Source organism: Nostoc sp. (assembly GCF_036917465.1).
GTDB lineage: Bacteria > Cyanobacteriota > Cyanobacteriia > Cyanobacteriales > Nostocaceae > Nostoc.
Genome location: NZ_JBALDL010000061.1, coordinates 23359 through 34550, shown reverse-complemented (window position 1 = coordinate 34550; position 11192 = coordinate 23359). Strand labels below are relative to the sequence as shown.

At 40.8% G+C, this 11192-nt stretch carries 10 protein-coding genes, 1 tRNA gene and 1 pseudogene; 9 read left to right on the top strand and 3 right to left on the bottom strand.

The window, feature by feature from the left end; genetic code table 11:
- Positions 1-161 (bottom strand): annotated as a pseudogene (locus V7K38_RS13840) (photosystem II D2 protein (photosystem q(a) protein)); the annotation flags it as partial.
- 316 nt (positions 162-477) lie between these two features.
- Between V7K38_RS13840 and V7K38_RS13835 the strand changes: the two are divergent.
- The 7 genes from V7K38_RS13835 (at position 478) to V7K38_RS13805 (ending at position 5113) form a co-directional block, all read left to right on the top strand.
- On the top strand, positions 478-750 hold the full coding sequence (locus V7K38_RS13835) for a hypothetical protein (protein ID WP_012410874.1): 273 nt from the start codon (positions 478-480) through the stop codon (positions 748-750).
- A gap of 13 nt (positions 751-763) precedes the next feature.
- Positions 764-1441 carry an ABC transporter ATP-binding protein gene (locus V7K38_RS13830; RefSeq protein WP_334858557.1) on the top strand — a complete coding sequence of 226 codons (678 nt, stop codon included), beginning with the start codon at positions 764-766 and terminating at the stop codon, positions 1439-1441.
- Positions 1442-1731: 290 nt separating this feature from the next.
- The gene (locus V7K38_RS13825) at positions 1732-2283 is read left to right on the top strand and encodes an NYN domain-containing protein (protein WP_334858555.1); all 552 of its coding nucleotides are present in this window, start codon (positions 1732-1734) and stop codon (positions 2281-2283) included.
- A gap of 144 nt (positions 2284-2427) precedes the next feature.
- Positions 2428-2499, top strand: a tRNA-Asn gene (locus V7K38_RS13820).
- A gap of 356 nt (positions 2500-2855) precedes the next feature.
- Entirely contained in the window at positions 2856-3689 is an 834-nt protein-coding gene (gene thiD / locus V7K38_RS13815) for a bifunctional hydroxymethylpyrimidine kinase/phosphomethylpyrimidine kinase (RefSeq protein WP_334858553.1), read from the top strand.
- Between the two features lie 141 nt (positions 3690-3830).
- The gene (locus V7K38_RS13810) at positions 3831-4439 is read left to right on the top strand and encodes a hypothetical protein (RefSeq protein ID WP_334858551.1); all 609 of its coding nucleotides are present in this window, start codon (positions 3831-3833) and stop codon (positions 4437-4439) included.
- A gap of 335 nt (positions 4440-4774) precedes the next feature.
- Complete coding sequence (locus V7K38_RS13805; RefSeq protein WP_012410794.1) at positions 4775-5113, top strand: P-II family nitrogen regulator; 339 nt, start codon at positions 4775-4777, stop codon at positions 5111-5113.
- Between the two features lie 106 nt (positions 5114-5219).
- On the opposite strand, the gene rdgB is transcribed toward V7K38_RS13805, so the two are convergent.
- Together rdgB and V7K38_RS13795 are read right to left on the bottom strand one after the other, a co-directional pair.
- The gene (gene rdgB / locus V7K38_RS13800; protein ID WP_334858549.1) at positions 5220-5798 is read right to left on the bottom strand and encodes an RdgB/HAM1 family non-canonical purine NTP pyrophosphatase; all 579 of its coding nucleotides are present in this window, start codon (positions 5796-5798) and stop codon (positions 5220-5222) included.
- A 72-nt stretch (positions 5799-5870) separates the two neighbouring features.
- The gene (locus tag V7K38_RS13795; RefSeq protein ID WP_334858547.1) at positions 5871-7307 is read right to left on the bottom strand and encodes a phosphoglucomutase/phosphomannomutase family protein; all 1437 of its coding nucleotides are present in this window, start codon (positions 7305-7307) and stop codon (positions 5871-5873) included.
- A gap of 367 nt (positions 7308-7674) precedes the next feature.
- On the opposite strand from V7K38_RS13795, the gene V7K38_RS13790 reads away from it, so the two are divergent.
- Positions 7675-9090, top strand: a complete 1416-nt coding sequence (locus tag V7K38_RS13790; RefSeq protein ID WP_334858545.1) for a TolC family protein — start codon at positions 7675-7677, stop codon at positions 9088-9090.
- A gap of 82 nt (positions 9091-9172) precedes the next feature.
- The gene (locus V7K38_RS13785) at positions 9173-11062 is read left to right on the top strand and encodes a caspase family protein (RefSeq protein WP_334858544.1); all 1890 of its coding nucleotides are present in this window, start codon (positions 9173-9175) and stop codon (positions 11060-11062) included.
- Positions 11063-11192 lie beyond the last annotated feature (130 nt).

Genomic DNA, 11192 nt, shown 5'->3' with positions numbered 1-11192 from the left:
ACGAAGGTGGTGCCGGTCAGCCAACCGCCTAGTGCTAGGAAGGCGCAAGGGAATAGTAATATCCCTGACCAACCTACGAATACGAAGCGATCGCGTTTGAGCCAGTCGTCTAGAACGTCAAACCACCCTCTACTGGGCGCACGTCCAACTGCGATGGTCATTAGAGCAAATCTCCAAATGTTTATAAGTACAGGTTGTATCTGTATTCTAGATGGCTATATAAAAGCCTTCTATAAGCAGAAAGTTAACCAGGTTCTTAACCAAGTTTACAATTTTTTACACACCTTTAATCATATTAGGTGTAAATCGCTAATTTTTCTAGGGGTTTTGTCATAAAAATTAATTTTTGCTCTAAATGAGGTGGGCAGATGAGAGAGACAAGACAAATAATCCAATTGCCAATGCCCAATGCCCATTTCCCTAGAATCAGTCAGCTGACGCTAAAATGAGTCCACAGTTAAATTTGATTATTGCTAAATGTTTACCATCGATTTAAGCATCAGAAACACTGCTTTCCCTATCTCGGTACAACGTAAGTCAGCAGAGGATGCTGAGGCTGTCTATCAGCTAATTTTGGCAGCCATACGTTCTGGAAATCCTGACATTGTGGAACTCAAGTGCGAGGGCAAGACAGAGAAAAAAATTGCTGTCCGCGCTAGTGAAATTTCTGGGGTGCAGATTGTTCAGAAAGATGGTACAACCCCTGGCGGTGGCAGACCACCTGGATTTTTCGCTGTAGCTGCTGAGTAAGCAAGGTTGACAAATGGCTCAAGTGGGTATTGAGGTCAAGGATTTAAATTTCAGTTGGCCGAATGGAGAGAAAGTTATCAAATCTTGCTCTTTAGAAGTACCCAAGGGTGAGTTTTGGATGCTGTTGGGTACAAATGGCAGTGGAAAATCAACGTTACTTAGACTGCTGGCGGGGCTATTGGCTTCTGAATCTGGCGAGATTAGGGTTTTACACCCCGTTGGCTTTGTCTTCCAAAATCCAGATCATCAACTGGTGATGCCAACGGTTGGTGCTGATGTGGCTTTTGGATTGGTGGAAGAAAAGTTACCACCTGCTGCCACTAGAGCCAGGGTTGAGGAGGCGCTTGGGGCGGTGAATTTGCTTACCCTTCAACGACGACCTATTTATGCACTCTCTGGGGGACAGAAACAACGAGTGGCGATCGCAGGTGCGATCGCCCGTCGCTCTGAAGTCTTATTATTAGATGAACCCACTGCCTTACTAGATCCAGATAGCCAGTTGGATTTAGTTACTAGTGTCCGTCGCCTTGTCAAAAGTAGAGGGATCACAGCCTTGTGGGTAACACATCGATTAGACGAGTTAAATTACTGTGACGGCGCTTTTTTGCTAGAAAAAGGCTCTCTGGTAGATAGGGGTGAAGCCCAACGGCTTAAACAACGTCTGATGGAGGTACACAGCGAAGCCTCTTAATTGAGTTCCCTGTCCTAAGTGCTGAGTGAGATAAAAAGTACTTCCACATTTTGTAGATACTCCACTTTTATAGGTAGTTTTTTAACTCAGCACTCTTAATTTTCACTACTACTTAAAAAGCGCCTTTGTTTAAAAGGCGCTTTTTAAGTTGGTGCGTCTGTATTAAGTTGTAGTTTTGTGAGGCTACCGTCTTTTTTATTCTATGTAGCATAGTGTTACAGACAATGCATCAATTATTATAAAACTTATGAATGAATTTTGTTAACTCTAGAAAATTGTGATTAAAAACCATGTCCCGTTCCTTACTCCAAGCCGTTTTGTTGGTGGACGGCTACAATATAATAGGCGCTTGGCCTTGCCTTAAAAAAACGCGGGATAGCGTTGGATTAGAGGCCGCACGGGGCGAACTTGTGGAAGCGATGACTGGTTATAGTGCGTTTCAAGGTTATTCAACTCAGATAGTTTTTGATGCTCAATATCAAAATTGCTCTAGTAATAAAGAAATGATTACTGAGCTTTTATCAGTTTATTACACTGATTTTGGGCAAACAGCAGATACTTATATTGAAAAATACTGTGCTTCTTTTCGCCATCAAATAGCCCAATCTTTGATTTCTCGTGTGATCGTTGCTACATCAGATCGGGCGCAGCAGTTGATGATACAGGGGTATGGGGCTGAATGGTTGTCGGCACAACAACTTTGTGGGGAAGTAGAAGCTACCGTCTGCCGGATGCGACAAAAGTATCATACGCGCAAACAATCTAAGAGTAGGTTTTTAGCTAATGCCATTGATGCTAAGGCGCGGCAGCGTCTGGCTGAATTACGAATGGGATTACAGTAAATATCTAGTATTTAAGAGTCTCTGCTTAAGTTTCTGAATGGATTTTGGCTGGAAAAATTATCTAAAATTAAGCATATAAAAAAATATTGGCGAAAGTACTTGCCAAATACTGTTTTTAGCCCTAAGATTATAAATCGTGAGTGGTCCTCAGTAGCTCAGTGGTAGAGCGATCGACTGTTAATCGATTGGTCGCTGGTTCGAATCCGGCCTGGGGAGTTTAAAAAATTTAGATTTTAGATTATCCTTCAATAATCTATGGTCGTTAATTGGTGAGAGGTTAAGATAATTGCACCTTTATCAAGAGGGTGCAAGAAAAAAGCCGAAATCCAGCCTCAAAGCTGGTTTTCGCAGACTCTTATAAAATGAACATAATGATAATCAAATACGGGCAAGGAACCGAGCAGCGTTTGCATCCTGCTCCACTTACGATTATCATTTTCAATACAAATATTTTGAGTATTTTAGCTGATTAACAAAATTCGCTTTATTTTGACCTATTACGGATGGTTTTAGGCTAGTTCACTAATCTTTGAGATAGTTTGGTTTGATAGCGCCTACTTAATCTTCATAATATGAACGCTGAAATAAACCCTAGAATACCTGTTGCTTTAACTATTGCTGGTTCAGATAGTGGTGGTGGTGCAGGAATTCAAGCTGATTTACGTACCTTTGCCTTTCATTGTATCCACGGGACTAGCGCCATAACCTGCGTCACGGCACAAAATACTCTAGGAGTGAAAAGGGTCGATGCTATGGCAACAGAGGCTGTTGTGGCGCAAATTCAGGCAGTTGTTGAGGATATTGGCGTACAAGCTGCCAAAACTGGTATGTTGCTCAATCAGGAGATTATTTTTGCAGTTGCCCAGCAGGTGGAAGCTTTACAAATTGAGAATCTAGTAGTTGATCCAGTAATGGTGTCACGTACGGGGGCACAATTGATTGATGATGATGCTGTGAAGACTCTATGCCATACTCTAATTCCCAAGGCAGTTATCATCACGCCGAATCGTTACGAAGCTCAGATTTTGAGCGGGTTACAAATTAATTCCTTAGAGGATATGCAAGCTGCTGCTGAAATTATTTACAAGACTTTACACACAAAGGCTATTTTAGTTAAGGGCGGTGGTATGCAGGGAGATTTGCGTGGCGTTGATATCTGGTTTGATGGGGACAAGTTGGAAGTTTTGACTACAAAACAAGTAGAGACAAAAAATACTCACGGTACTGGTTGTACACTATCGGCTGCGATCGCTGCTAATCTGGCTAAGGGAAATGACTTGTGGCCAGCAGTGCAACAGGCAAAGGAGTATGTGACTACTGCACTCACTTACGCCCTAGATATTGGCAAAGGGCAAGGCCCTGTAGGACACTTTTTCCCATTGTGGAAACTGGGGACTAGGGATTAGGAAGATTACCCAATTCCCCAATAACAAATCTTTGCCCTTTCGGAATTTTTCTATTATTCTTGGGCATAGTTTCAGGGCTGACTATCTCTGTTAGCATCTCTGTACGATCTACTTATCTTGATTTTTAATACCAAGCCCCCAATGCGAACAACCATAGGTTCTGTTCACAGAAATTCGCCAACATCGACTACTCAAGCCTACCCTCCCTCTGTACCACTATCTGTATACAGGGAATTGTCAACGGAGTTGCAAGCAACACAGGCGAGGCTAAATGCACTCACCACCCAAAATCACCAACTAGCACAAGAAAATCAAGTATTACGCCAAGAAATTATCAAAGTTGTTCAGTCTTTTTCTCATTTGCAAAATTTTGTGGATTCCTATGTTACGCCTAGTTATCACCAAGCTACCCAAGCCTCTAGTGGTGTGAAAAGCGTCGCCAAACAGCCAGGAACTCAAGCGCCTCAACCGCAGCAAGTTGCTCATCCACGTCCATCTGTTATCTCCAAAGCCCCACCCGAAAAAAGCCACCGCCAAAACTTTTCCACGCCTGTAATGGAAATTAATTTCCCGATACCACAACCAGTTTTTATAGAAGAGCAACAAGTAAGTTATTATTCCACTACTGAGCCAGATGCTAAGGGACTCAATGGCTGGTGGTTAATTATCACCATCTTGTTAATCATGCTTACTGCCTTTAGCGCTGGATATTTTGTTGTACGTCCCTTTTTTGAACATCAGAAACGTTAGTTTACACTCCCACAGTCAGTAGCAGCAGGCTTTCTGGCTACTAAGCAATTCCTCTGCAATCAGTCTCTAAATAGCGAAATTTATCTATTTTTAGGTTATAAAAGCTACATAATATACTAGCTTTACAGCAAATTATTTATATCAGAACCTCAAAGATTATCCAATTAATAAATCCTTGCTGGTTCTCATGTTTCAAAGATCAGGCAAAGCATCTACACTTTAAAAAAGTGGTAATTATTACATATCTTTTAGGAAAAGCACTGCTAGTTACAGCTTCAGACAACGGATCTGGTTAGATATATAAACGAAGCTAGTAGAAGTCAGGAGTTAAGAAGATGAAAAAAGTAGAAGCTATTATCCGCCCATTTAAGCTAGATGAGGTAAAAATTGCCTTGGTTAATGCTGGTATTGTCGGTATGACTGTTTCTGAAGTCCGGGGGTTCGGACGGCAGAAAGGCCAAACTGAACGGTATCGCGGTTCTGAATACACTGTCGAGTTTCTGCAAAAACTCAAAGTGGAAATCGTCGTTGACGACAATCAGGTTGATATGGTGGTAGACAAAATTATTGCTGCTGCCCGCACTGGCGAAATCGGCGATGGTAAAATTTTCATCTCGCCTGTTGAGCAAGTGATTCGGATTCGTACCGGGGAAAAGAACACAGAAGCAGTTTAAAAAAGTTATGAGTTAAGAGTTATGAGTTGTGAGTCAGGACTTAATGAATGAAGATTTAGCAGAATTCATAAATCCTGTACAGACGCGATTAATCGCGTCTCTACTCCTAACTCCTAACTATCTCCAGTTGCGGAAGTAAAGCTGTAAAAGCTTTGCCTCGATGACTTATTGACCCCTTCAACTCCCGTGTCATCTCAGCAAAGGTCAATTGCAACTCTTGCACATAAAAAATTGGATCGTAGCCGAAACCACTATCACCTTGGGGTGCGTGGATAATTTCGCCACGACAAATACCTTCAGATTGTAATGCGATCGCACCATCAGGACGAGCGATCGCTACTGCACAAACAAACTGCGCTTGCCGATTTACCTCGTTGCCTAATTCTTTCAATATCCTAGCAATCCGTTCTGAGTCGGTTTTGGCGTAACGTGCAGAATAAACTCCTGGTGCGCCATTGAGGGCATCTACTTGCAAGCCTGAATCATCAGCAATTGCCCAATTTCCCGTAGCTTTAGCAATTTGTGATGCTTTCAAGCAAGCGTTAGCGGCAAAAGTTTCACCCGTCTCTTCAATTTCCAATTCTTCAGGTTTGAGGGTTAATTCCCAACCAGAATCTTCCAGGTAAGCTTGCATTTCGCGTAACTTACCTGGATTTCCTGTGGCTACTACAAGTAATTTTGTCATTGGTCATTAGTCATTGGTCATTAGTAATTTACCAAGGACAAAGGACAAATGACTAATGACTGATAATGAATTTTACCCCGCCCAGTGTTTGGCCCAAGCAAGAGTTTGATGCACTTGCTCAATTGTTGGGGCTTCGCAGTAGAGGCGTAAAACTGGCTCAGTACCGCTAAACCGAATCATTAACCAGCTTTTATCAGCTAGGCGATATTTGTAGCCGTCAATTGTTTGGCAATCAATTACTGCTAACCCGGCAATTTCTGTTAATGGTTCGGTTTCCAGTTGTTGCAAAAGACGCGATCGCACTTCCATACTTGCTAAGGGTAAATCAATGCGATCGTAAGCTGAGGTAAAACCTGCTTGTTTCTGCAAGTAGCGATTATACTCACCTAAATCCAAACCAGAGTCTACGATCGCCTCTAGCACATACAATGCTGACAGCAGTGCATCGCGTTCGGGAATATGGCTACCATAGCCGATACCTCCCGACTCTTCACCACCCAGTAACACTTTTGCTACTAACATTCTGTCAGCTATATATTTATAACCAACTGCTGTCTCAAAGACTGAGAGGTTATGTAATGCTGCTACAAGGGGCATTAAGTCGGAACCACTAACGGTTTTGACTATTTCACCACTAAAGCCGCGCCGTAGGGTTAAGTGGTCGATTAATATCGGTATTAATACTTGGGAACTTAGGAAGTTTGCTTCTCCATCGACTGCTGCAATGCGATCGCAGTCTCCATCAAATACTAACCCCACAGTTAAACCGGATTTATCGGTTTCTCGGTGAGCTTTGATGACTCCAAATAACTTTGAAAGGTATTTAGGTAAGGGTTCCGGCGCACCGCCACCAAAGAGGGGGTCGCGTTCTGAGTTGATTTCTTTGACCCCATCGCCTAGTAGTTTTGCCAATCCGCCAGCCGCAGCGCCATGCATGACATCGGCAAATAATGTTAGTTTGCCAGATGCGATCGCAGCCCGAAGTTTGGCAATATCAACTTTACCTTCTAGCGCTTGGGTATAACTAGGCCAGGGATCGAATTTTTCTTGCTTACCTGGGGTAGCTGCTAGTGGTACTCCCACCGACAACTGCGCTTCTATCTCTTTTGTGACTTCTGGCGGCACTGACCCACCAAAATAACCCTTGACTTTTAACCCTAAATATGTACCCGGATTGTGGCTGGCTGTAATTACCAACGCCCCTAAAGCATTGAGTTCTTTTGCAGCCCAACTATAAGCTGGGGTTGGGGCAAAGCTTTCGCTCAGTAGTACATCAAAGCCGACAGCAGAGACAGTATCGGCGACAGCACGAGCAAAGTCTTCAGCCATGAATCGGCGATCGTAACCGACAATTATTGTTCGGCTACCAACCGTAGAAAAATATGTATCATATAATACTTTTGCGGCAACTGGCGCGACCAGGGCTAGGCGTTCAAAGGTGAACTCGTCACCAATAATGCCCCGCCAGCCGTCTGTACCAAACTTGATTGAGTTAGCTACAACTGGCATCTAAGTATCCTAACTGTCTACTTGAGGATTTTAGCATTTATACAGTGTATAAGGTAAAAAAAGAATCTAGTAAAAATATGTACTAATAATATTCAGCACAAAAGTGAGCCAATTTGTGTATTGCAAATGTACATAGGCGGAGCTTGTTAGAGACATTATTTTGAGCATTGGAAAATAAATCAAATTCTCTCTTAGCACATTAATTAAGGTTTTTGTCAAGGCTGTTTTTATATCTACTTCCTTTCAGTTTCCTGCTTAATAGCAGTGCTAATACTGTAATCATTTAAGCTACTTAATGTAATTGATTTGTTATGTACCATGTATTAATATCTAATCCATTGCAAGTAGTATCAAATACTAATTAATTATGTCGGCTCATCGCTATGTAATAGTTACAAGTATAAATTGTATAATCACTTTAATTAATATTGGATCTGGAGCCGCACAAGTAACCAATGACCTTAATCCTAGTCCCAATCTTTTACAATTTCCCTCCCGAACAGAAGAAGTCAACCCTCAAAAAAATCAGCCGATTAGTCTACAGCAAGCTTTGGAATTAACACGACGTAACAATCTTGAATTACAAGGGGTGTTATTCCAGGTCGAACGCAGTCATGCTGCTTTACAAGAGGTTGAAGCTGGTATGTATCCAACTATTAGTTTGAGTGCTGATTTAAGTCGCGCTCAGTCTGCTTTTGGCCAGCTTTATACAGAAGAACTAGGTGAACAAGCTCAATTCTTATCTAATCAAAGGTTAAATCCAGATGAATTTACTACCACTTTTAGTGGTAGTTTGGAACTCACTTATGGTCTTTATAATTTTGGCCCAGGTGCTTCCAGTAGAGGAGCCGCCAAAGAGCAAGTGCGTCTAGATGAATTGGAAATAGAGCGTCTGTCAGAGGAAATTCGCTTGAATGTCACCCTGGATTACTACAATTTGCAACAAGCAGATGAACAAGTACGAATTAATCTTTCATCTGTGCAGAATTCTGAGGCTAGTTTGCGAGATACAGAAGCTTTAGAAAGAGCTGGTGTCGGTACACAGTTCGATAGGCTGCAAGCTCAGGTAAACTTAGCAAACACGCAACAACAATTAACTAATGCTATTTCGCAGCAACAAATTGCCCGTCGTCAGTTAGCAACTCGGTTAAATTTGGCGCAGTCGGTGAATATCAGTGCATCTGACCCTGTACAATTATCTGGTTTGTGGCAGTTAACAGTTGAAGAGACTATTTTGCTAGCCTTTCAAAACCGACCAGAACTAAAACAACGATTGGTAGAGCGGCGCATTGCTCAATTTCGGCAAAAAGTAGCTCTTTCTCGACTGAAACCACAAATTAGCTTCGTTTCCAGCTACAAGCTGCAAGATGTATTTGATGATCGCGCTAGTGTTCTTAATGGTTATTCTTTAGGAGTCCAAGGAAGCTTGAGAGTGTTCGATGGAGGAACAGCAAAAGCTCAGGCGGCTCAACGGAATGTAGAAATTAGGATTGCCGAAACGCAATTTGCAAACCAACGGAATAATATTCGGTTTGAAGTGGAACAAGCTTATTCGCAATTGCAGTCTAATTTGGATAATGTGCAAAGTTCCAGTGTGGCTTTAAATCAAGCTAGAGAAGCCTTAAATTTAGGACGTTTGCGTTTCCGAGCAGGTGTTAGTACTCAAACTGACGTTATCAGTGCAGAAAACGATTTGACTAGAGCAGAAGGTAATCGAATCCAAGCTATTTTAGATTACAACCGTGCTTTAGCTAAATTACAACGATCTGTTACCTTTAGATGAATATGCTAAGTTAGCTGATTCAGGAAATCAAGTTGAGCTTCTATAAAACATTAGCCTATAAATAGTAATTTTATTATCAATAATGCTCAATATAAAAACTTTGCTTTTTCCGAGTTTAACAGGATTAACTCTACTATTAAATTCTGTTGGTGTAGCACAGATACCTCCAGCAATCAAGCCAGAGTCTTCTAGAATTATTAGAGAAGCTATAGCTACTAAAAGAATAAATTGGGGACTTAGGCAAGACTCTCCTCCTATTAGCTCTCAAGATGGAATTGGTCGCTGGCAAGGTTTTTGTACCAATTTAACAGATTTACTAGATAGATATTTAAGAGAGAAAAAATTTATCAATGATGATATCAATATAGTCAGATACCCAATCAGCATTCAAGAAAGGTTTAAAAAAACTCGATATCATGCTCAGAATTCTCTTCATCTTGCTGGCGAATGTGGTTCAGATTCAATTAGAAAAGACGAAGAAGGAATTACATTTTCTCATGTTTTTTTCGCAACTAAAACATTACTTTTAATTCGTAAAACGGAAGAGTCAAAATTCTCATTTCTAAAAAATAGTTCACTACCTAGCTTTTCCAGCCATTCAAAACCTAAAATTGGAGTTATCAGTAGCAGTATAACCTCAGACAGGCTTCAAAGCTACTTCAATTCCCTTCTTTCAGAAATAGAAATAGTAAAGATTCCAGGTGGCAGGGCGCAGTTGATTAATGCTCTTATAAATAGAAGAATTGATGCCGTTGCTAGCGATGAAATCATTTTGAGGAGAATTTTAAAAGAATTAGATTTAGGAACACAAAGTGAATTTTACATTGACTCAGAATTAGCAATAAGCTACGAAAGTTATGGATTAATACTTCCAATGGATGATACTAAATGGGTACAAATAATCAACCAATTTTTTATTGATAAAAAAGATGATATACAGTTACTAACTAAACAATACATTATGTCTCCCCCACCACCACATCTATTTACCAAAGAATTGATATTTATTTCATTAATGATAATAGCAACACTATCTGGCTTAACTTGGGTAGTTTATATGCGCTGGTTTAGACGACCAGATCCTCAACCAGAAACAAATCCCAATTATGAACCAAAAACTCCTATCTTTGCTAATGGTTATGCTTTACTTATTGGGGTTGGGGAATCTGCCTACCAACCTTTATCTCTACCAGTGACTGTCAAAGATGTTCAAGCACTTCATCAAGTTTTAGTTGACCCAAATTTCTGTGCCTATTGTAATGACTCGGAACATGTTCGGCGGTTACATGATAAAGAAGCCACACGCAGTAAAATTTTGGAACAGTTGAACTGGTTGAAGGAAAAGGCGGAAGCTAATCCAAAAGCTACAATGGTTATTTATTATTCAGGACATGGATGGTTTAATAGAAGCCAAGATCGCTACTATTTACTGCCACATGACGTTAACCCCTTCGACCTTGAAGGCTCATGTTTGAGTGCAGAAGACTTCACTAACGCTTTGCGTCAGATTAAATCTGAGCGACTCTTGGTAATCATTGATAGTTGCCATGCAGCAGGAATGGCTAGCCCTAAAGCTAGCCCTAAAGCTAGCCCTAAAGCTAAAGAAATTCCCCCTAACTTTGAGGAAATTCCTGTTCCAAAGAGTGTCATTAAAGATTTAAGTCAAGGTAAGGGTCGGGTAGTTTTCACTTCATCTCAAGGAGAGGAAAGTTCCTGGATAAGACCTGATGATGAAATGAGTATTTACACTTACCACCTCATTGAAGCTTTGCAGGGAAAAGGCAATCAGTCTGATGTGGATGTTGTAAAGATTTCTCATTTAATGAACTATCTGAGTGATAAAGTTCCTAAGAGCGCCTCAAAGTGCAAAAAAATACAGACTCCTTATTTCAACTTCGAGTCTGAAGATTTTTCTGTTGCTCTATTAAAGGGTCGCGATCCTAACAAAAATAATATTGAATTTTGGATTTAGACTGAATTGTTTTGATGATTTGCTGGTATCCAGATCCCCGACTGCTTTAAGAAGTCGGGGATCTAAACTTTTAAATATATAAATATTAATAATCCTTAATAGTATTAACTATTAAGGATTGCTGAGATGA

Excerpts from the sequence above, each read along its gene's own strand:
- V7K38_RS13835 (WP_012410874.1), top strand. The coding sequence starts at position 478 with ATGTTTACCATCGATTTAAGCATCAGAAACACTGCTTTCCCTATCTCG.
- V7K38_RS13830 (WP_334858557.1), top strand. The coding sequence starts at position 764 with ATGGCTCAAGTGGGTATTGAGGTCAAGGATTTAAATTTCAGTTGGCCG.
- V7K38_RS13825 (WP_334858555.1), top strand. The coding sequence starts at position 1,732 with ATGTCCCGTTCCTTACTCCAAGCCGTTTTGTTGGTGGACGGCTACAAT.
- thiD (WP_334858553.1), top strand. The coding sequence starts at position 2,856 with ATGAACGCTGAAATAAACCCTAGAATACCTGTTGCTTTAACTATTGCT.
- V7K38_RS13810 (WP_334858551.1), top strand. The coding sequence starts at position 3,831 with ATGCGAACAACCATAGGTTCTGTTCACAGAAATTCGCCAACATCGACT.
- V7K38_RS13805 (WP_012410794.1), top strand. The coding sequence starts at position 4,775 with ATGAAAAAAGTAGAAGCTATTATCCGCCCATTTAAGCTAGATGAGGTA.
- rdgB (WP_334858549.1), bottom strand. The coding sequence starts at position 5,798 with ATGACAAAATTACTTGTAGTAGCCACAGGAAATCCAGGTAAGTTACGC.
- V7K38_RS13795 (WP_334858547.1), bottom strand. The coding sequence starts at position 7,307 with ATGCCAGTTGTAGCTAACTCAATCAAGTTTGGTACAGACGGCTGGCGG.
- V7K38_RS13790 (WP_334858545.1), top strand. The coding sequence starts at position 7,675 with ATGTCGGCTCATCGCTATGTAATAGTTACAAGTATAAATTGTATAATC.
- V7K38_RS13785 (WP_334858544.1), top strand. The coding sequence starts at position 9,173 with ATGCTCAATATAAAAACTTTGCTTTTTCCGAGTTTAACAGGATTAACT.